The sequence below is a fragment of the [Clostridium] polysaccharolyticum genome (genome assembly GCF_900111595.1).
GTDB classification, from domain to species: domain Bacteria; phylum Bacillota; class Clostridia; order Lachnospirales; family Lachnospiraceae; genus Clostridium_AI; species Clostridium_AI polysaccharolyticum.
In genome coordinates, this window is sequence record NZ_FOHN01000020.1 from 1 (window position 1) to 23,777 (window position 23,777).

Consider the following 23,777-nt stretch of genomic DNA (forward strand, 5'->3'; position numbering starts at 1 on the left):
TTATGAATAGCACATATGAACAGTTATGCAGAAACTTGGAAACCTTAAAACTTACACAAATGCAGCTGCATCTTGATGAGGTTGCAGATTTTGTGACAGCAAACCGCCTGTCTTTCTCAGAAGGCTTATTAAAATTAACTTCTTACGAGGCAGATTTTAAAGCTGCCAGTGCAGCCAAATCCATGATTAAAGCGGGTGCATTTCCACATCACAAAGAGCTGAAAGATTTTGATTTCACCTTCCAGTCCTGCATTAACCAGCAGCAAATTGCTGAATTCGGGACCCTGCGTTTCCTTGAACAGAATGAGAATATTGTATTTATCCATTGCATAGACAGCATTGGATTTGGAACTGACATCAATACCGACAAACAAAGTAGACATAAAGTTAATCTTTAACATGATAGCACCATCCTTTCCGATTAGGATTTTTGGAACCTGAAACAGAAGGTTTATCCTGGGCATCAAGTGGTGACCGCAACCTCGCGTTATCAGCATGCACCCTGTCAGTCTTTCTTGCTGGGACTACGGCAGGGGATGAAGCATCTGTGTGAGCGGAATGTGCCACATGAGCCAGGCTGAATGCTTAGAAAGCAGACACAGCAAAAGCCGGCTGAAAGGAGAAAAAGCAGTGCCTTCGGACATCAGACTCTGTTGATATCATACCACAGGATAAACTTTATTCAATAAATAACGATAGACAGTATAGAGGGAAAAGGAATGAGGAGAATACCTCAGAGATGTTTCCTTCCTTCTATACCATAAAAAGAATAGGGTTATAACCAATTTTTCTTGGCTATAAACTTATTATACGAGGATCATTTTGAATGAAATTTTGCTAGTTAAATTTAAATAGCACAGAATAAAGCTTTTATATAGCTATAAACTAAAAAAAGTGCTATACTAATCTGTAACATACATAATCAAAACCTTCCATAAGACATTCTTGTTTTACAATAATTAGATAAAATGAAAAAAGGAGTGTATTCAAATGTCAGAGATTGTAATTCATAATCCTGTCTTGAAAACCATATGTAGTATGGTGCCGCTTTTTAGTACACTTTATAATGACGAGGTCTGTGTAGGTGTCACAGATACAGAATGTTATCTTTTTACAAAGTACGGGAAGAATTTTAGCTTGCCATTTAAGGAAGGCTCTCCATTAAATCCTGGTATCATAAAAGCACAACGGGAAAGAACGCCGGTTATAATGGAAATACCACTTGAAATTATGGAACAGTCAAATGCAAATACAGCAAAAGCGTATTTTTTTCCTATTGAAGAAAATGGAAAAGTAGTCGGAACACTTGCCATTGCTGTTTTGCAGGATACTCGGTTTGAACTGGATCAGATTGTAGAAAAGTTAGAAGAACAGGCTGCTAGTTTATCAGGAGTTGTAGACAATGTTGCGGAAGGAGTAATATCACTTCTTACAATGAATGAAGAGTTATTACATAAAACCAATGAAACAACTGTCAAAGCAAAAGACACGGATGAAATTGTAAGTTTAATTCAAGGAATTTCTTCTAAGACGAATCTTCTGGGATTAAATGCATCCATTGAAGCAGCACGTTCAGGTAAAGCTGGGAAAGGTTTTGGCGTTGTAGCAAAAGAAATTCAGAAACTGTCCATTACATCGAAAGATTCTATTATTAAAATAGACGATATTATCAAAGATATATCCGTCAATATTGATGAGATTGATTCGGGACTAGATAACATTAATGTAGTGTCACAGCAGCAGGCTGAATCCGTCAAGATGCTTACTTCCGCTATGGAGGAAGTAAGAAACATTATTGTTAAGTTACATGAATTAGAAAAGAGATTATAGAATATGACTGCTGATGCCTCCGCTTGATTAGTGGAGGCATTTCAATTAATGCTTGTATTGTTCTGGTACAAGTATTAATTGCAAATGGTTCTCTATAAAATATGGAAATAAACAAAGGAGAGTAAGTTATGAATTATGAAAATATGAAACAGTTACATTTGCTAGCACAAAAGTATGAAGAATATGACAAACCGTTATATTTAGGTTATCCAATTGAAAATAGTTTTGATAAGAAAGTTACGAATACAACCATACAGGATTATGGGGATAAATTAAACTCGGCAGATCTTTATATTCATATTCCTTTCTGCAGAAAAATGTGCTATTTCTGTTGCTGTTATAGGGTTGCATTTCAAAATGAAATTCAGATGGATCAATATGTGGATGCGATACAAAAGGAACTATTGCTTAAATTTGGGCAAAAAGAAAAAATGGTTTATACCAGTATGCATTGGGGGGGAGGCACGCCTGCTGTACTTACTGAAAAGCAAATAGAACGGTTATATCATTCGATTGAAACATATTTTACCCCAGCAGCAGGCAATATGACAAATATTGAGGCATATCCAAACAGGACAGACATTACAAGTGAAAAGTTAAAATTGTTAAAGCAGCTTGGGTTTAATAGCATTAGTTTTGGAATTCAAGATTTTGACAAGAGAGTGCAAAAAGCAATCAACAGGGAATATGAGGTAAATGAAACCCTAAAGATTATGGACATGGCAAAAAAAGAAGGATTCATGGTACATATTGATTTGTGTTACGGACTTCCATTCCAAGGACTAAATGAGTTTGAAAAGACGTTAGAGGCTGTTATGAAAATAGAGCCAGAACAAATTGCAGCATATCCATATATGCATTATACGGTTAATTTTCCACTTCAGAATAAAATATTAGTGAATAGTATTCCAAATTCTTTTATGAAATTACTGTTAAGTATGCTAGCAAAAGAAAAGCTGGCAGATAATTATACGAAATATGGCATGGATACCTTTATTCGGAAAAATTCTTCCATAGATAATATGTGGAAATCTTCCAAAATAGTAAGAAATATGATGGGAACCAATATTGATACAGGCAATCTATTGTATGGTTTGGGTATGTCAGCTATAAGCCGTTGGGAAAACGGTTATGAAAAAAATACAGATTCATTGAAAGAGTACGAAGAAACTATTTTTGAAGGGAAATTGCCAATTATAAGAGAACATATTATGACAAAGGAAGATAAACTAAGACATTTTTTAATTGAAGAACAAATTGGTGGAATAAGACAAATTAATAAAAAGCAGATAGAAAAAAGAATAGGAATTCCTTTTTTTGAAAAATTTGCACGTCAGTATGAAAAAATGGTGGAGTTTGAAAAGGATGGACTGATAGCAGGTTTAGATGAAGACATTATATATTTGACGGATATAGGAAGCGAATTTACAAGATGTATTGCACATATTTTTAATGAATACTGCGAATAAATTATTAGTGGAGAGACTTTATGAATAAAAATAAATATAGATTAAGGTTTCATCTTATGCCACCAAGTGGCTGGATGAATGATCCAAATGGACTTTGTTATTACAAAGGTTTCTATCATGTATTTTTCCAGTATGCACCAAAGGATCCAAAAGGGAAAGTGCGTTACTGGGGACATTATATTTCAAAAGATCTGCTTACATGGGAATATGTAGGAATTACTATTAAGAGTGATCATCAATGGGACAAAAGTGGTGCTTACTCTGGATGTGGCTTCACAGAAGATGGAATCATGGAGCTGTTCTACACAGGGAATGTGGAGGAAGAGGGAAACTATGACTATGTTTTGGAAGGAAGAGGTGCCAATGTGATTACCATAAAAAGTAATGACGGCATGACATTTTCCGAAAAGGAACTGCTCCTAAGCAACGAAGACTATCCAGAGGATTATACATGCCATGTACGAGATCCAAAAGTCTGGAAAAAGGATGGCACTTACTACATGCTTTTAGGTGGAAGGAAAAAAGGGGATAAAGGAGCCATTTTGCAATACCAGTCAAAAGATAAAGTACACTGGTCACTAAGCGGAGAAGTGACTACCAAAGAACCCTTTGGTTATATGTGGGAATGCCCAGATGCAGTTACATTAGATGGAAAGACCATTCTTATGTGCTGTCCACAAGGAGTTCCAAGAAATGAACTGCGTTTTCAGAACATTTACTTGTCTGGGTATTTTATTTTAGAAGACAGAGACAAGGAAAATATAAAGGGTTTCTGTAATCCTGATGATTTTGTACCTTGGGATTATGGCCATGATTTCTATGCACCACAAACCATGCGGGATGCCAAAGGAAGAACATTGTTAATTGGATGGGCTGGCATGCCAGATATGGATGCGGAGTATACCAATCAGCCGATTATAGAAGAAGGCTGGCAGCATTCCCTTACAGTACCTCGTGTCTTAACTATAAAAAATGGTGCTGTATACCAGAATCCAGTGGAGGAGCTAAAATTACTTCGTGATGGGAAAATACAGTTTGTACAGCAAGGAGAAAACATTTGCTACAAAGCAGCTTATGAGACTTGGGATATGGAAGTGGAGTTAAAAAAAGATAAGAATAAGAAAGAAATCTGTTTTAACGAAGAAGTAAGCTTAAGCTGGGAAAATGGAATTTTTACAGTGTTATTTACGGGGGACTGTGGATGTGGCAGGAAAAAACGGCAGATTGTGGTGGAGTCTTTAGAAAACATCCGTATTTTAAAGGATGTTTCTATGTTTGAGATTTATTTAAATCAAGGAAAATATGTTCTGACAGAACGGTATTTTCCAGAGGAAACCAAATGGATATTGGTTCGGATTCAAGGTGCTAAGGATGCCGTTATGTGGAATTTAAGAAAGATGGAGGTACACTACAATATTAGTGACGAAGAATAGAAAAAAGAATGATCCTACTTCATTTTGAGGTAGGGTCATTTTTTTTGCAGAGTATAAAGAGATAGAAATTATAGACAGGAAACGATAGAAATTATCATTTGAAAACAATTCTCAATATCATTATTGACGATTTTATACGATACATTTATCATATTACATAAAAAAAGACTACATTTCCAACACACCAAGGAGGAATTTGACATGAATACACAGCAGATATGGCGAAAGAATAAGCGGCCAATCAAGCCAGAGGATACGGTATTGCTCTGCTTTCCATTTGCAGGAGGAGGGGCATCTGCTTATTATTCCTGGTATGACAAGTTACCAGAAGACATTGTGTTATGTCCAGTTCAGCTTCCAGGCAGAGAGGATAGGTTCAAAGAACCTCCTTACTTGTCTATGGATCATTTAATAGAAGATCTCTTGCCAGACATACGTCAGATACCCAATAATTTGATTCTGTTTGGTCATAGTATGGGTGCCAAAATCGCTTATGAAGTGGAAAAGAGATTAGAACAAGAAGGAAAAACAAGTCTGCATTTGATTGTATCGGGAAACCGTCCTCCTCATATGCCAGAACCGAAACCGATTCACCATCTAGATGACGAGGCATTTCGGCATGCTTTGGCAAGATTTGAAGGGACACCAAAAGAAATATTAGAAAATCAGGATTTGTTTCAGTTCTTTTTACCAATGCTCCGGGCAGATTTTCAAATGGATGAAATGTACTGTGAAATGGAAAAGACAAGGTTAAAATGTCCAATTCTTGCATTGGGAGGCGAGGAGGATGGCGAAGCAGTACCAGAAGAAATTCGGCTTTGGGAAGAGTATACCGGAGATACTTTTTCGTGCAGATTTTTCCCAGGAGGACATTTTTTTGTGTGGGAACTGGAAAAAGAAGTATTAGAAATAATCAGACAGAATCTGCTTATACAGATGGAGGAGTCGTATATATAAAAAACAGGAAGAGGAGAAACAAATGAAGCAATACCAAAAAGATTATAGTACATATGAAGCATTAGAAGGATGGGAAAAAGCAAGCATTGGGCAGCAGCTTCGGAATTGGGCAAAACGATATCAGGATCAGGTAGCGGTGGCAGATGAGAAAGAGAAAATTACGTATCGGGAATTGAATGAGAAAGCAGACAGCATGGCGTTTGGATTTCTGGAAATGGGAATACAGCCAGGAGATAAGGTAGTGGTTCAATTGCCAAACAGGATTTCGTTTGTAAAAACACTATTTGCACTTATCCGGGCTGGTGCCGTTCCAATCCTTGCACTTCCTGCACACCGGGAAGCAGAGCTGGAAGGAATTATAAAGCTTGCTAAGCCAGCTGCCTATATTGTAGCAGAAAAATATCTAGGTTATGATTATCTGCCAATGGCAAGGAAGCTGAAAAAAAACTTTGACTGTTTAAAAGCGGTTATTGTAGATGGAGAGCAAAAGGTAGATTTTTTACTGGATCATGTAATGGGAGAATCCAGGCAATTACCAGAGGTGGATCCTTATGAACCAGCGGTCTTTTTATTATCGGGAGGGACAACTGGAATTCCGAAGCTGATTCCAAGAACTCATGCAGATTATATGTATAATGCTAGAATGTCAGCAAAACGGTGTCAGTTAAAAGAAGAAAGCGTGTATCTTGCTTCGCTTCCTGTGGCTCATAACTTTCCGTTATGTTGTCCTGGACTGCTTGGCACTCTGGATGCAGGGGGAAAAGTAATACTATCGGCAACTACAAGTCCAGATGATATCTTGTCTTTAATCAGTGAAGAGAAAGTAACGATTACTGCACTGGTGCCTGCAATGGTTACTGTTTGCATGGAATTGCTACAATGGGATGAAGACTATGATATTTCCAGTCTAAAGATTCTTCAGGTTGGTGGTGCGGTACTGGAGGATTCGCTGGCAGACAAAATCAACGAGGAGTGGCCAGACCGTCTGATGCAGGTGTTTGGAACAGCGGAAGGATTGTTATGCTTTACTAGTATGGAAGATGAGAAAGAAGTTGTGGCAAGATGTCAGGGAAAACCAATATCGCCAGCGGATGAAGTGAAAATTGTGGATGAATATGGTTTTGAAGTAGCAGTGGGAGAATATGGAGAACTTCTTTCCAGAGGACCTTATACCATAGATGGTTACTATATGGCAGACGAAGCCAACCAAAACAGTTTTACGGAAGATGGCTTTTATAAAACCGGTGATCGTGCTACATGGACAAAAGAAGGCAACATCCGAATGGGTGGAAGGCTAAAAGAGCAGATTAATCGTGCAGGGGAAAAGATAATGCCAGCGGAAGTAGAAGCGTTTCTTTGTAAACATGAGCATATTAAAGAAGCGGCAGTAGTTGGTGTACCAGATAAAGAGTTAGGAAACCGTATTTGTGCATTTCTTATGACAGAAGAAGATGCAGAACTTTCTTTAAGTGAAGTTCACCGTTACTTAAAAAGGGAAGGAATCGCAACATATAAAATGCCTGATCAGGTTGAACAGGTAGAGGTCTGGCCTCTTACAAGTGTAGGAAAAATAGATAAGAAAGTACTTGTACAAATGGCTCAAGGGAAGAAGGATGAAAGGGAAAATGCACAATAGAAGAAAGGCTTGGTAATCATATGGAATTTGCAGAAGTGAAACAGCAGATACAGGAAAAATTATCATCACAAGCAGAAATCAATGGAAGCGATAATCTGTTAGAATTAGGATTAAGTTCCCTTGTCATGATGCGATTGGTGAATCAGTGGCGAAAACAAGGAGTGAAGGTCTCGTTTGGAAAGCTGATGGAAGAACCGACACTAGATGCCTGGTGGAAGTTAATCCAGCAGGGGAGGAAGAATAGCCATAAAAGGAAAGAAGAAAAAGAAGAAATCAGACCAAAAACAAGGAAAGCAGAACCGTTTCCATTAACTGACGTACAGTATGCTTATTGGGTTGGAAGAAAGGAAGAACAGGTTCTTGGCAATGTTGGCTGTCATGCCTATTTGGAATTTGATGGAACAGGCGTAGAGCCAGAACGCTTGGAACAGGCATGGAATCAGCTGCAGAGCCATCATCCTATGCTTCGTGCTAGATTTTTAGAAAATGGAACGCAGGAAATTATGGATCGGCCTTACTCGACAAAAATTATAATTCATGACTTTACAGAGAAAGAAGAGAAAGAAGCAGAAGGTGCCTTAGTACAGGTACGTGACCGTCTTTCTCATCGAAAGCTTTTGGTAGAAGAAGGACAGGTTGCAGGTGTGGAATTAAGTTTACTGGCTGAAGGGAAAACAAGAGTACATCTGGATTTGGATCTGCTGATTGCAGATGTACAAAGTCTTCAAATTCTATTAAGAGATCTGGCAGCCGCTTATGAAGGAAAGGTACTTCCACAGGAATCCCAAGACTGGGATTTTGGACGGTATCTGGAGAATCAGCAGGAAGCACAACAGGCAGAGAGGGAGCAAGCAAAGGCATATTGGAAAAGCCGGCTGGAGGACTTTCCGAGTGGTCCACAGCTTCCAATGGCGAAACGTCCAGAAGAAGTAAAGAAAACAAAGTTTACTCGCAGACAGTTTCGGTTAAATATTGAGGAATGGGGAGCATTACAGAAGAAAGCAAAGGAAAAGAGGACAACACCTGCTCTGGTACTGCTTACTGCTTATGCCACAGTGCTGGAACGCTGGAGCAAAAACAAACGTTTCCTGATTAACATTCCATATTTTAACCGAAATACGGAATTACAAGGATTAGAAGAAGTGATTGCAGATTTTACTACATTACTATTATTGGAAATTGATGCAGAGGGAAACCCGGATTTTATGAAGCTTCACAATCGAATTCAGAAACAGCTTCATAAAGATATGAATCATACCACTTATTCGGGTGTACAGCTTCAGCGAGATCTGGCAAAGGTTCATGGAGGGCATCAGACGTTAGCACCAGTGGTATTTGCCTGTAACTTAGGAACACCTTTGGTAAATGCATCCTTCCGGCAGAATATTGGTGAATTTACTTATATGATTTCCCAGACCCCACAGGTTTGGAATGATTTTCAGACATATGAAGATGAACAAGGCATTTTGTTTACCTGGGATACAGTAGATGAATTATTTCCAGAAGGCATGATAGAAGACATGCTTAGGAGTCTAGAACAATTGTTAAGGAATCTGATTGTGAAAGACTGGAACCAGACATTTGATGTATTGCCAGAAGTCCAGCAGGCAGCCATTCAAGAAGACTGTAACGTAGAGAAGCCTAAAGAGGTTTCCTGCCTGCATACTGCATTTTTCAAGATGGCAGAATACAGACAGGATGCAATCGCTTTGATAGATACAGGAATTGGACGTTCGATTACATATGGAGAGCTGGCCCAAGATGCCAGAAGAGTGGCAGCGTATTTAGTAAAACAAAAGATACAGAATAAGACCATAGCAATTACAGTTCCAAGAGGCTATCAGCAAATGGAAGCAGCACTTGCCATTTTACTGTCTGGAAACATTTATGTACCAGTCAGTTTAGAGCAGCCAAAACAGCGGCGGGCTTTAATCCATGAAAAAACAGGGGTTCGTTTTGTGATTACCAATAGAGAAAATCAGGATGTTGTTCAGTGGCCAGAATCGACTAGCGTTATGCTTATAGAAGAAATGGAACAGGAACAGCCACTTGGACAGTATCCAGAGCCTGTACCAGCAGACAGTGCTTATATTATTATGACGTCTGGTTCAACAGGGGTTCCAAAAGGAGTGGAAATTACACATGGAGCGGCATGGAATACGATTCAGGATATTAACCATAAATATCATGTAACAGAGCAAGATACGGCATTTGCCATTTCGTCTATGGATTTTGATTTATCTGTTTATGATGTGTTTGGTCTTCTTGGCAGGGGGGGAACGCTCGTTTTAATTCCGGAAGAACAGAAACGAGATGCGTCGTACTGGCTGGAACAGGTAAAACGGTATCAAGTTACGATATGGAATTCTGTTCCGATTCTACTGGATATGCTGCTGATTCAGGCTGAGATGGAGAAAGAAGAACTTCCGCTTCGAGTTGTTATGCTGTCAGGGGACTGGATTGGAATGGATCTGCCAGCACGTTTAATGGCTAGGACAAAAGATTGCCAGCTTGTAGCAATGGGAGGTGCGACAGAAGCAAGTATCTGGTCTAATTTTCAGAATGTAATCCTGCCACTTCCAGAATGCTGGAAATCCATTCCTTATGGCAGGCCATTAGCCAGCCAGGCCTATCGTGTAGTAGATGAATCAGGGCGTGACTGTCCGACATGGGTAGAAGGAGAACTTTGGATTGGAGGCTTTGGCGTAGCAAAAGGCTATCGTGGAGATAAAAAACTGACAGAGGAAAAATTTATTACAGATTCTTTGGGACGATGGTACCGTACAGGAGACAATGGACGTTTCTGGAAAGATCGGACCATTGAATTTCTTGGCAGAAAAGATAATCAGGTAAAAATTCGAGGACACCGTATTGAATTAGGAGAAATTGAACATGCGATTTCAGGATTTTCAAATATTAAGAATGCAGTTGTAGAACCAGTAGGAGAAAAGCTGGGAGATAAGTTTTTAGTGGCCTATGTAGAAGCAGAACTGGATGAAAATTCTATGGTAGTTCAAAAAGCAGAGGCAGAAGAAACGATACTGGATGCAGTTTCTATTCCGATTCCAGAGAAAAAGAAATGTGCTGGGGAAGAAAAAAAATACCGTATTTTTATGAAGCAAGCCAATGGACTGTGTATAAAATGGATGCTTCATACATTAGGACAGCTTGGATTTTTCCAGACAAAGAAAGAGGAAATCAGCTTTACACAACTGCTGGAAAAAGGAAATATTGCAGAGAATCAAAGAGAATCTGTAAAACGCTGGATTTCAGTTCTGGTAAAAGAAGGAATGCTGGAATACAAGGGCGAAACCGTTACAAGAACAGAAAAAATGTATATACAGGAAGAGGCTTTTTTGGCAGGAAGTATTGACGATTATATGAAAGTCTTAACACCTTATATGATTCCCATGCTAACGGGAACACTTTCGCCATTAGAATGCTTTTATGAAAAAGAAAAGGAGCTAGCACCAAATCGGATTTTACAAAGAATTCCAGGACAACAGGAACATAGGGAAATGCTTCTTGGAATATTACGGGGTATTAGGGAAAAAACACAGAAAAATCCAATTCATATATTGGAACTTGGTACACGAGATGCCGATTTGACAAGTGCTATGTTTGCTGAGTTAAAAAATAGTGCTGCAACCTATACATATGTAGATTCTTCTAAGTATTTCCTAGAAGAAGTAAGAGAAAAGGAAATAGAAAGAGGTATCTTAAATCCAGACAAGGACGTAGCATGGCAGCAGTTCCCATTGCATCATTATGATTTGGTAATCGCTTCAAATTCCCTTCACCGGAATCGGGATGCAGCGAGGGCATTAAAGCAGGTATCCGATTTGCTTGCACCATCGGGAATCGTAATCCTGTCAGAATTAGTAGCAGACACTTATTTACAGGATATGACTGCTGCTTTGCTGGAGCAAGGATTTTCAGGCGTGCAGGATCGAAGAAAAGATACAAAAGCAGGAGTTTTAAGCCATGAAATATGGAATACATATCTGAAGGAACAAGGACTGGAAGTAGAAACAGAAGAAGAACAGTGTGGAAGACTGCTTCTGTGTGCGAGACAGAAGAAGGAAGTGCTGCTGTATACAGAAAAGCATTTAAAAGAAGCGTTAAAGAAAAAACTTCCAGAATTTATGATTCCCAAAGTGTTTACTTTTATGGAACACTTGCCTATTACTGCAAATGGGAAAGCAGATCGAAAGGCTTTGCATAAAGAATATCAGGTTGAACATGTTGTGGAAAAGGCTTCCAAGGCATCTACAAAGACAGAAGAAGGAGTGCTGCAGCTCTGGAAGGAAGTGTTTTACACAGACCAGATTGGTGTGGAGGATAATTACTTTACTTTAGGTGGAGATTCGCTTATTGCAACTAGGCTTATTGCTAAAGTACAGGAAAGATTCCGCTGTAAAATTGGCATTAGTGAGATCTTTGAATTTGCAACGGTCAGAGAATTAGCTGGTGTAATAGATGTTAAGATGCAGTCAGCAGGCAAGGAAGATGTGCAGAAGTACCTGCTTACACCAGATTTGGAAAAACAGTATGAACCTTTTCCGCTTACGGATGTACAGTATGCATATTGGATTGGCAGAAGTGGGATCTATGACCTGGGAAATGTGTCTACCCATTGTTATTTTGAACTAGATGCATCAGGGCTGGATTTTATGAAAGCCCAGCGGGCATGGAATGCGTTAATTAAGCGTCATGGCATGATGCGTGTGATTATTTCCAGAGATGGAAACCAGCGGATTTTAGAACATGTACCAGAATTTCAGATTCCCGTATCGGATGCCAGTGCTTTCCCAGATAGTCAGACAAAAGAGATATTACGTAAAACGAGAGAAGAAATGTCTCATCAGGTTATAGATACAGAACATTGGCCATTGTTTGATGTACGGTTTACTGCTGTTACAAAAGATACACAAAGAATTCATATCAGTTTTGATAACCTGATTTTTGATGGGTGGAGCATGTTTTACCTATTAAAGGAATGGGCAATGATTTATCATGATAATTCCCATTTTGCAAAACTTAGTCTTTCATTCCGTGATTATGTATTAGGTCTGGAAGCTATGAAGCAGTCAAAAGCCTATGAGGAAGACAAAGCCTATTGGTTAGGCAGAATCAATGCTTTTTCCAGAGCACCAGAATTACCGCTTTGTAAAAAGGAAAAGGAACTGACGGATCAGAAGTTCCACCGGAGAAGTGCTCAGCTTTCTGCCAGACAATGGAATGTACTTCGCGACAAAGCAAAAGAAATTGGCGTAACACCATCTGTTCTGCTTATAAGTGCGTACGCAGAAGTATTAAGAAAATGGTCAGAACAGAAAGCATTTACCATTAACTTGACACAGTTCGACAGAAAGCCACTTCATCCAGAAGTAGATCAGCTGGTTGGAGATTTTACTACACTTACGTTATTAGAAGTGAAAACAGATGGAACCAAAACATTTGCAGAACGGACAAAAGCAGTGCAGAAGCAGCTTTCTAAGGATTTAGGACATGCATTGTATAGTGCAGTGGAATTTGAACGTGAGCTGAAAACAAGGGCAGGCAGTGAAAAAGGTGCTATTATGCCAATCGTATTTACAAGTGGATTAGGAGTGACTAAGTGGAACGAAGGAAACTGGTTAGGAAAACTTCATTATAATATTTCGCAGACGCCACAAGTCTGGTTAGACCATCAAGTGGTAGAAATGGATGGAGAACTGTATCTGTTCTGGGATTCACTAGATGATTTGTTTTATCCAGGCATGCTGGATGAAATGTTTGTGGCATATACCAGTTTGTTAAAAAGACTGGCAGAGACACCAGAATTAATGGAATGCAATCAGCCGTCTCTTGTGGAAACCAGGCTTTCTAAGGAAAGGATAGAGGCAAATGAGACAGGAACATCCTATCCAGAAGAAACCATAGTAAGTCTGTTCTTACATGCCGCCGAACAATATGAACAGCAAGAGGCAGTTATTACGACGAATCGAAGATTAACCTATAAAGAAGTAAAAGAGGAAGCATATTTTCTTGCCAATGCATTGCAGGAATCAGGCCTGCAAAAAGAAGAGACAGTTGCCATTTATATGGAAAAAGGATGGGAACAAGTAGTAGCTGCTTGTGGAATTCTGTTAGCAGGTGGAGCCTATCTTCCAGTGGATATTCACAATCCAGAAGATCGTGTGGAGAAAATTTTAAAGGACAGTAAAACAAAGATCATAGTTGTGCAAAAAGGTTTCAAGAAAGAACAGGACTGGTTAAAAGAATTTCGGTGTATTACAGTAAAAGGAAAAAAAGCAAAGAGACTTTGTAAGACTACTGGTGTAAAACCAGAAGAGTTAGCCTATGTAATCTATACTTCTGGAACAACAGGAATGCCAAAAGGCGTTATGATTAACCATAAGGGAGCCGTCAATACAATTCAGGATATCAACACCCGCTATCATGTGACAAAACGAGATAGAACCATTGGTTTATCCAATCTGCATTTTGATTTATCCGTATATGACATATTTGGCATGTTAAGTGCAGGAGGAGCAATTGTCATTCCGGATGAGAAGAAGGCAAAGGAACCTGCACATTGGACAGAATTATTAAGGAAAGAAAGCATTACAATATGGAATAGTGTACCAGCATTTATGGAAATGCTGGCAGAGTTTGAAGAACATCAGAATAAACTGGTATCCAGCTCTTTACGACTTGTGATGATGAGTGGAGACTGGATTCCAGTCAGCCTTCCCAAACGGATTCGTAACTTGTTTGGAACCATTCAGATTGTATCATTAGGTGGTGCAACCGAAGCTAGTATCTGGTCAAATGTCTTTGAGGTACCAGAAGAAATTCCAATGGACTGGAAAAGTATTCCTTATGGAAAGCCTTTGGCAAATCAATACTATTATGTACTGGATGAAGCATTGGAACATTGTCCAGACTGGGTACCGGGAACACTTTATATTGGTGGGAATGGTGTGGCAATGGGATATCTTCATGACGAAGGAAGAACAAAAGAAAAATTTATTCATCATCCAAAGACAGGAGAGAATTTGTATTGCACAGGAGATATGGGCCGATATTGGAAGGATGGAAATATTGAATTTTTAGGTCGTTTGGATTTTCAGGCCAAGATGCAAGGGTATCGTGTAGAATTAGGAGAAATCGAACATGCCGTACAGGAATATCCAGGCATTTCAGAAAATAGGGCCATTGTCTTAAAACAAACAGGAACAACGTATCTTGTGGGATTTTACAAAGGAAAGGAATCTATTCTGGAAAGCCAGTTAAAGGAATATCTGAGTACAAAAGTACCAGAATATATGATTCCAGTGGCATTTATCAGAATAGAAGAATTCCCGAAAACAGGAAATGGGAAGATTGACCGTAAGGAGCTAGAGGAACTTGCTAAAAGAAGCATGAGCCAGCAGGAACAGACAGGACTGGCAAAGAGACTGCCAGAAACAAAAGAGGAAAAAGAAATGGCGAAAATCTGGAAGGCAGTTCTTTCCTGTGAAGAACCAGGTGCAACAGACAATTTCTTTTCACATGGAGGAAATTCCTTAAAGGCAATCCAGCTTGTAAACCAGATAAATGACACCTATCAATTGCAGCTATCCATTCAGCAAGTATTTGAACATGCCACAATAGAAAAACTAGCAGCTCTGGTTTTGGAAACCGTACTTGAAAATAATGTAGCAGAAGATACCGAAGATGGTGAAATTTAAAGGAGATAAAGACATGACAGTGGAACAGATTTTACTAAAATATCAAGAAAAAGGAGTTACTTTCTATTTGGAAGGTGATAAGTTAAAATTTAAAGGACCGAAAGGAATCGTAGAGGATCAGGCAAAAATAGAGATAAAATCATACAAAGCTCAGATAATGGAATATCTGGAAACGCATACGGGCAAAGTTATTTGTAACAAAGAAGAAAAATTTCTTCCTTTTCCCTTAACCGATATTCAGTCTGCTTACTTAGTAGGCCGTAATCCGTCGTATCGTTACGGCGGAATCGGCTGTAAGATTTATTCGGAGTTTTCCTATCCAGCACTGGATCTAGCACGTCTTAAAAAGGCTTGGAATCAGGTAATTGAAAGCCATGACATGCTTCATGCTGTTATTATGAAAAATGGAACCCAGCAGATTTTAGAAAAGTATGCACAGCCAGATATTAAAGTATGGCATATGGAACATGCCTCTGAAGAAGAATTAGAATGCCATTCCCGGAAAATGAGAGAACGTCTTGCCAATAAGAACTATCTTCCAGAAACGTGGCCTTTGTATGACTTGGAAGCTACTGTGGGAAAGGACAAAACCATTCTTCATGTATCACTGGATATGCTTATCGCAGACTTTACAAGTATTCACATCATTATAAATGATTTAGAAGACCATTATTATGGAGAGGAAACAAGAAACAAAGCTCATGACTTATCCTACCGGGATATTATGATATACAAGGAAAACCAGAAAAAACAGCCACAGTACATAGAAAAAGCAGCAAAGGATAGAGAATACTGGAAATCCAGAATGAAGGATATGCCAGAAGGTCCAGAGCTTCCGGTTTTAGAGCAAGAAGAAAAAATTTGCATTCGCCAGCATAATACGTTTATTAGCCAGAAACGGTGCAGAGAACTAAGTGAATTTGCCAAAGCACAGCAAGTCACATTATCGGGTGTGATTTTATCTATGTATGCAGAGGTATTAAGAAACTGGTCTAGACAAAAAGATTTCTGTATCAATATTACGATGGCAAATCGTCCAGACATTCATCCTGAAGTACAAAATGTGATTGGAGATTTTACCGTAGTAGATATTTTACAAGTCAAAAACCAGAACGAAGCTTCTTATGTAGAACGAATGAAAGCGGTGCAGAAGCAGCTTTGGGAAGATTTAGGCCACCTGTCGTATACTGGCGTAGAATTGCTTCGGGAAATGACAAGAACCAGAAAAAAGGAAATTATCATTCCCTATGTATACACAAGTACCCTTGGATTACAGCAGGAGAACCAAGACGCTCAGTTTTGCAGACATGGAAATCTGCTTTATAAAATAACCCAGACACCTCAAGTACTGATTGACTGTCAAGTAATGGAATATGATGGTGGAATACTTGTTAATTGGGATGTTAGAGAAGAACTTTTTCCAGAAGGTCTTATTGAGGAGGCATTTGAAGTATTTAACAATCTGTTAAACAATGTGTCCATAGAAACACTTGCAGCTGCCACAACCCTAGCAGGACTTCCAGAAAAGACAATGCAGTGCAGAGAACGGGTAAATGCCACAAAAACAAAATTTGAAGATGTGACAATGTTTGATGGTTTTGTAAAACAGGTTGCACAACATCCTGATCGAGAAGCCGTATTTTGCGATGGAGTTTCTTATTCTTACAGGGAAATTGCGGATTATGCCAATGCAGTACAAAAAGCATTACTGGATTCGGGTTGTCAGAAAGGAGATTTTGTTGCCATCGAATTAAAGAAGAGTGCTTGGCAGATTGCAGCAGTAATGGGAACTTTGCTAGCAGGTGGAGCCTATCTTCCAGTGGATATGGAACAGCCAAGAGCAAGAAAGAATAAAATTCTTATGGATTCTGGGGCAAGATTTTTAATAGCATCAGGAGAAGAAGAAATTGGCATGGAAGGAATACAGGTAATTCTAGCAGGAGAACTAGAGATTATACCAGATCAGGATGTAGTTCCAGTTCAAGTGGATTCCGATCAGATTGCATATATTATTTATACATCAGGAAGTACGGGAAATCCAAAAGGTGTTGTTATCAATCATCACAGTGCTATGAATACGATTCAGGATATTCTAAAGAAGTATCAGATCACAGAACAAGACAAGGCAATTGGCATTGCCAATCTGGCATTTGACTTATCCGTATTTGACATATTTGGAATGCTGACAGCAGGGGGCAGTATTGTGCTGCCAAGCCATGACAAGGATATTGCAGAATGGTGCCAGTTAGTAACACAACAGAAGGTTACCATATGGAACACAGTTCCGGCACAGATGCAGATGCTAGTTTCCTATATGGAAGCAGAACAGAAAGAAGAAAATGACAGCCTTCGGCTTGTAATGCTGTCAGGTGACTGGATTTCGGTAAAACTTCCAAAAGAAATTCAGACGATATTTAAAAATGCAGCAGTGGTAAGTCTAGGAGGAGCAACGGAAGCCAGTATCTGGTCCATTTACTATGAGATAGACACAGACATTACTTATGAACGAAGCATACCTTATGGATATCCTTTGGCAAATCAGGAATTTTATGTACTGGATAAGAACTTAAATCCTTGCCCGGACTGGGTAAAAGGGGATTTATATATTGGGGGAGAAGGTTTAGCGGTTGAATATTTAGGCGATCAGGAGATGACAGATAGAAAATTCCTTTTCCATAAAGGACTCAATAAAAGATTATATGCAACAGGAGATTGCGGCCGTTATCTGCCAGGAGGCGTTATTGAATTTATGGGGCGAGAGGATTTTCAAGTAAAAATACGTGGACACCGTGTAGAATTAAATGAAATGGAAGCTGTCATGAATTCTTATGAGGATGTGGAACAGGCATTCGTGCTTTCCTCTTCTCAAAATGATGATCTGCTGGGAGCCTTTATCCTTCCAGTGGCAGATAAAGAACAGAACGAGTCTGGCCTTATTTCCAGACTTCAGACTATCAGTCAGAAATTCAATGAAGCGGATGATATCTTTGAGGCAAAAGCAGAACAGTATCAGGACTGGGTAACCGTATCCAATCAGACTGCATTATATGATATTATGAAAACGTTTATTCAGGTAGGTGCATTTACGGATACAGAGAAATGGTTTACCTTAGAAGAGCTGTATCAAATGACAGGGGTGCATGAATATTATAAACCGCTGATTCGTCGCTGGTTACGTGCAGTCAGAACAGAAGGATATGTAGAACGAAGTGAAAACGGCAGTTTTCGTGCATTGGTTTCCTTAACGGAAGAGAGAGCAGACGAAGAATGGGAGAATTGGAGAAAGGTCAATGAACAAGTAGATTATAGTGATTTGATGATGCATTTTTTTGAAGAATCCCGGAACAACCTTTTGCCAATGCTACGAGGACAGCTAGACCCAGTAGACTTATTCTTTCCACAGGGAAAATTTCATGTAGCATTAGCTGCCTACAAAGATAACATAGTCAGCCGCTGTATGAACAAAGCAGTTATTGAAATGATTACGGCAATTGCAAAAGATTTTGTCAAGCAGTACCCTGGGAAAGAATTTCGTCTATTAGAAGTTGGAGCAGGTGTCGGTGGGGTTAGCATAGATTTGATTGAGGCATTAAATAAGTACCCAGTAAAATATTTGTATACGGATATTTCCCGTTCTTTCTTAAATGAAGCACAAGAACGATTTGCAGATAAGCCGTGGGTGGAATTTGCTTTATACGATATTAACGAAGATTACTGGAATCAGAATATTGCTGCCTCTTCCTTTGATGTAATTCTTTGTAATAATGTACTGCACAATGCCAATGATGAGCTTCGAGTGCTAAAACAATTTAAGGAAATGTCCAAGCCAAATGGTTATGTTGCTGTATTAGATGCAACGGGAAGAAACTACACGTTGTTGACTTCTATGGAATTCCATAATGGATTAAACGGCGTAGAAGACTTTAGAAGTGAAAGGGAACAAGTATTTTTAAGTTCTGCTCAATGGTTATCCATGTTTGACAATGCAGGAATCAGGTTAGTATCCAGATTTCCAGAGGAAGGAAATACGTTGGAAATATTAGGACAGACGTTGTTTATCGGGCGTTTTGAATCGGAAAGAAAACGTCTGGATACAGAAAAATTCATATGCTACATGAAGAAAAATCTGCCAGATTACATGATTCCATCTTACTTAGAAGTTATGCAGGAATTTCCATTGACTTCTAATGGAAAGGTAGACCGAAAAGCACTGCAGGAACGAATGGAAATGGAAAATCCATTTGTGCCAGTAGAAGGCGAAGCACCAGAAACAGACTTGGAAAAGGCAGTAGCGGCTATTTGGAGGACATCTTTAAAACGAGAGTATATCTGGCGTAATGAAAATTTTTACGATGCTGGAGGGGATTCTCTGTTAGTTGCCCAGGTCGTTGCCAAGATGAAAGAGAACATAGAAGAAGCCAAGTGCTGGGAATGGGATCAGTTAATGATTGCCCTGATTGATTCCCCAACCATAGAAGGACTTTGTAAAAAACTAGTGGAGAAGAAAAGGGATGAAGCTGGTAGAAAAGAAGAAGCAGATTGTCTTGTCGTAGTAAAGGAAGAAGATTCTCCTAAAGCTGTTGTTTTCGTTCATGACGGAACGGGAACGAAGAGTCCGTATGATGCACTGATTCCTTGTCTGCAAGAGGGATTAGAAGAAAGCAGGACATCTATATATGCCTTAGTATGCAACGATATGGAAACCTATATGCAGACGGAACCAGAACAGCTAATGCAAAGTCTGGGTGAAAAATATGCACATAGGTTATTAGAAACAGGCAAACAGGAATTTCAGATCATTGGATACTGTATGGGAGGACTAATAGGAATCGAAATATCCAAAGTCTTAACAGAAACAGGGGTAACGGTCTATCCATTGATTAGTATTGATACAACACCAAGCAGAAGAATGATAGACAATGAATTCTTAATGGAACGGGCTTTTGGAATGATAATTGGTGCAGATGTAACAAAAACAGGACATACAGTGGAAGATGCTTTGTTAAAACAGGCAATTCATAAGTTAAGCAGGGAAGGAAGAAATGTGGTAACCAATGAAGAACTGATGCAATTAGACGGTGAATTTGCACCAGTTGGCAACTGTTATCAGAAACTAGCCGAAACGACACACGAAGAACGTCTGGAGGCCTTATACAAAACAATAGGTGGCAAAGATGCACAAGTATTAGGGTATCAGAAAATGCGTCTAAATATGCTGTATCAGGTATTTTGTCATAGTTTTCGTGCGGTGATTACGTATGATCCAGGGATCTATATGGGAGATGCAATTGTATTAAGCTGTAAAAATAAAGCCTCTGCGTTCCTCCCAGTAGAAGAAGCAGACAATGAAGCATTTTGGAATGAGGCAGTACTAGGAGAAGTTCGTTATATTCCGATTGGCGGAACCCATTTAAGCTGTATGGCATCACCTGTTGTGGAAGAAGTCGCAAAGAGCATTTTAAATCTGGAGGCAGAACATGAATAGAAGGATTGGAATATTAGGATATAGCGGACTTGCAGGACAAGTGGTAAAAAAATATCTGCAAGAACAATACAGTCTCCGACTAGGTGCCAGAACAGATCATGACAGGTTTTCCACTGGATCAATGGAGTACATGACTGTAGATGCAGAAGAAGAAAAGCAGTTACAATCCTTTTGTTCTGGCTGTCAAGTTATCGTTAATTGTATTGGTCCTTCTTACTATGTTTCAGAAAAAGTGGCAAAAGCAGCAGCAGAAGCAGGAGCTGATTACGTAGATGTATTTGGTGTCAATCTTTTGGACAAACCCTCTGTTAGTACAAAAGAAAACAATCAGGCAATCGTAATTGGAGCAGGAAGTTTCCCAGGACTATCTGGGCTTCTTCCTGCATGGATGACAGCAGGCATGGAGAATGTTTCAGAACGGCTTCGCCTTTATGGGGGAGGAAAGGAACAGATTACATTAAATGCCTGTATCGATGTCATTCTGAGCATGGCAGAAAACTTTGGAAGATCGGGTGTCTATCTGTCAGGAAATTCCTTCAAACAGTTAAGACAGCCTGTACAGCTTCCTTATGGGGAATATCCAGAAGAAGCCAGAGGATTTTATTATCTTACCAAAGAGATGGAGGCAGCCTGTCATGCCAGTCCCGTACAGGAATTATTCTGGTGTAACGTTCAGAGAAATCCTGCTTATGAGCAGCATATGAAACAGGCTGTTATAGGTTATATGCAAGATGGAAGCAAAGAACATGTATTAGAACTTGCCAAAGAACTGATTGCCAATATGGAAGATAAGAATCCGGAAGAAAAACTTTGGTACCGTATTTATGGGGAATTAGACTGGCGGTGCGAGGAAGGCATAAAGACAAAGAGATACCGTCTGGATTTTAAAGACACTTATCAGGTAAATGGGTTTCTTGCTGCAGCCTGTGCAAAAATGCTATTGGAGAACTCTCATAATGGAGGAATTTACTGGCCTTTTCAGATTCTGGATGGTGTGCAAGTGATAGAATCCCTGCAGGAACAGCAGATTGCAACGGTGACAGTGGAAGGTGATATTCCTTGGAAGGAGCAGAAGGTGGAACAGGAAGAAGGAGAGATCTAGAGATGGAATTCAAAAAGAGAGTAATAGTCTGCGGTGTTGGTTTCGGGCAGTTTTATCTGCGGGCATTGGAAAAAATGACACAGGAATATGAATTAGCAGGGATATTTGCAAAAGGAAGTGACTGGGCAAAGGAATGTGCACAAACATACCAAGTACCACTGTATACAAAACTGGATGAGATAACAAAGGAAGTTACGGATGTGGCATGTGTTGTGATTAAGTCCACAGTAGTAGGTGGTGCAGGAACGGATCTGGCAAAAGCATTTTTAGAAAAAGGAATTCATGTAGTGCAGGAACATCCTGTACACGCAGATGACCTTTCCGAGTGCCTGAAACTTGCGAAACAAAATAAAGTAAACTATAGTGTCAATACTTTTTATCCAGATCTTTTGAATGTACAAAGATTTCTTAGCCTGGCAGAGAAGATACGAAAAGAGTCCCCAATTCGTATGATACGTGCAGAATGCAGTATTCACGTATTATTTCCATTAGTAGATATTTTAGGAAGGGCAGCAGGAGGGATTCGTCCCTGGCATTTTGAACTATTGAAGCCAGCAGGAAAAGACAATCCCTTTTGTATTGTATCTGGAACGATACATAACATTCCAGTTTGTCTGCAGGTACAAAATCAATTAGAGCCTAGCAATCCGGAAAATAACCTGTTCCTGCTTCATAGCATAGCATTAACGACGAACAGTGGAAATCTGATGATGACAGGAACCAATGGAAATGTGATTTGGGAACCTTGCATGAAGAAGGAAGTGGACGAAGCAGGTGTTTTCCGTCTGGATAAAGCAGATGTTTTCTTAGACTTGCCAGTTTTTGAGATAGCAGGAGCCGCTATCGCAGAAACGTACCGAGAAATGTTTCAGAAAACTTGGCCGGACAGCATTCGGAAATCGTTATTACGTTTTCATCAGGAATTAGAAGCAGGAAAGCAGATTTGTTCGGATATGCAGTATCTTATCAGTGCAACTGCGGCTTGGAAAGAGCTGGCACAGGTAATAGGGCAGCCAATGCTGATTGAACCATATGAGAAAAAGGCGATTCGAATAGAGGAATTGTAAAAAATCGGATATAAAATGGGAAAGAAACAGCTCTGTAATAGTTTTAGCCGTTACAGAGCTGTTTCTTATGCAGTCTTCTGGGTACCGTATTCTTATTTTTGTGTTATTTTTCTGTATTCTCCAGGTACCAGCCCTGTGCTTTTCTTAAAAAGTTCTGCAAATCGGCTTGGATTGGAATATCCAATGGCTTCTGAAATCTGGGTAATGGTTAATGTGGTGCTAGAAAGCAGGTATTCCGCACGACTCATTTTACGCTGCTGTACGTATTCTGTTACCGAACAGCCATTCACCTGTTTAAAAAGGCTTTTAAATTTACTCAGTCCCATACAGGCAATTTTAGCAAGCTGTTCTAGTGGCAGTTCATTGGCATAATGATCATTTAAGTATGCCGTAACGGTTGCAATGTTCTGGGCATCTTCAATAGACAGTTTGGACTGTGGTTTTGGCCGTTTTTGTTTTTTCTGATGTTCTACAACAAGAGAAACCGCTTCTGCCACTTTGCTTTCATAAAAAAGTTTAGCAGAAAGCCCCTCTCCTTGATAATTCTTTACTTGATTGAGCAAGTAAATCATTTCTGGAAAATGCATGGTTTCATCAATTTCAAAAAAAGCAAGTTTTGGATTGGCATATTCTTCTGGATATTCTTCTTTTAAATAATCTTCATAATAGGCAGGCATAATCTCGATACCAATGGATTGGATGGGGATATTTTTATGAATTAAGGCACGGTAGGGACGGTATCCACCAATAAAAGTCTTGACACAGCCTGCGTTGAGTCTTCGATATGGAGACAGTTCTTCACCTGCGATTGAAGAATAGTAGGTAATGCTTAGACAATTGGGAGGATCAAATTCTAAAAAGGTATCCTTATGGAAAAAGAAATCATGAATTTTAATATTGAATAAATTATCCTTATGGTATACCCAATAAGTACCTTTTCCCACTTCTTCTTTCAGTTCCCAGTATTGCCCCTCTTTCGTATAAGCAGAGTTTGAAGTTACATTCACAAACCCTGTCTGATTTAACATTGGAACATAAACTTGTTCTATCATATGCAATGTTTCACCCTCTTACCTCGAT

The 23,777-nt window shown here is 39.3% G+C and carries 11 protein-coding genes; 10 read left to right on the top strand and 1 reads right to left on the bottom strand.

What is annotated here, in order from left to right; genetic code table 11:
- From BMY85_RS11595 to BMY85_RS11640, 10 genes are all read left to right on the top strand, one after another.
- A partial coding sequence (locus BMY85_RS11595) for an ATP-binding protein (RefSeq protein WP_092478442.1) occupies window positions 1–398 on the top strand: 398 nt, incomplete at its 5' end.
- Between the two features lie 592 nt (window positions 399–990).
- A complete protein-coding gene (locus BMY85_RS11600; RefSeq protein WP_092478443.1) occupies window positions 991–1,830 on the top strand; it encodes a methyl-accepting chemotaxis protein in 840 nt (279 codons plus the stop codon).
- A gap of 128 nt (window positions 1,831–1,958) precedes the next feature.
- Complete coding sequence (locus BMY85_RS11605) at window positions 1,959–3,299, top strand: coproporphyrinogen-III oxidase family protein (protein WP_092478444.1); 1,341 nt, start codon at window positions 1,959–1,961, stop codon at window positions 3,297–3,299.
- 20 nt (window positions 3,300–3,319) lie between these two features.
- A complete protein-coding gene (locus BMY85_RS11610) occupies window positions 3,320–4,732 on the top strand; it encodes a glycoside hydrolase family 32 protein (RefSeq protein ID WP_092478445.1) in 1,413 nt (470 codons plus the stop codon).
- A gap of 201 nt (window positions 4,733–4,933) precedes the next feature.
- Entirely contained in the window at window positions 4,934–5,689 is a 756-nt protein-coding gene (locus tag BMY85_RS11615) for a thioesterase II family protein (protein WP_092478446.1), read from the top strand.
- 22 nt (window positions 5,690–5,711) lie between these two features.
- Window positions 5,712–7,325, top strand: a complete 1,614-nt coding sequence (locus tag BMY85_RS11620) for a (2,3-dihydroxybenzoyl)adenylate synthase (protein WP_092478447.1) — start codon at window positions 5,712–5,714, stop codon at window positions 7,323–7,325.
- Window positions 7,326–7,345: 20 nt separating this feature from the next.
- Window positions 7,346–15,043, top strand: coding sequence for a non-ribosomal peptide synthetase (locus BMY85_RS11625; RefSeq protein ID WP_092478448.1), 7,698 nt, complete (start codon window positions 7,346–7,348; stop codon window positions 15,041–15,043).
- Window positions 15,030–20,528, top strand: a complete 5,499-nt coding sequence (locus tag BMY85_RS11630; RefSeq protein WP_242939734.1) for an amino acid adenylation domain-containing protein — start codon at window positions 15,030–15,032, stop codon at window positions 20,526–20,528. Before BMY85_RS11625 ends, BMY85_RS11630 begins: the two co-directional genes overlap by 14 nt.
- Entirely contained in the window at window positions 20,521–21,630 is a 1,110-nt protein-coding gene (locus BMY85_RS11635; protein WP_092478449.1) for a saccharopine dehydrogenase NADP-binding domain-containing protein, read from the top strand. Before BMY85_RS11630 ends, BMY85_RS11635 begins: the two co-directional genes overlap by 8 nt.
- Window positions 21,631–21,632: 2 nt before the next feature.
- A complete protein-coding gene (locus BMY85_RS11640; protein ID WP_092478450.1) occupies window positions 21,633–22,697 on the top strand; it encodes a Gfo/Idh/MocA family oxidoreductase in 1,065 nt (354 codons plus the stop codon).
- Between the two features lie 92 nt (window positions 22,698–22,789).
- On the opposite strand, the gene BMY85_RS11645 is transcribed toward BMY85_RS11640, so the two are convergent.
- The gene (locus BMY85_RS11645; protein ID WP_092478451.1) at window positions 22,790–23,749 is read right to left on the bottom strand and encodes a helix-turn-helix domain-containing protein; all 960 of its coding nucleotides are present in this window, start codon (window positions 23,747–23,749) and stop codon (window positions 22,790–22,792) included.
- Between the last annotated feature and the right edge of the window lie 28 nt (window positions 23,750–23,777).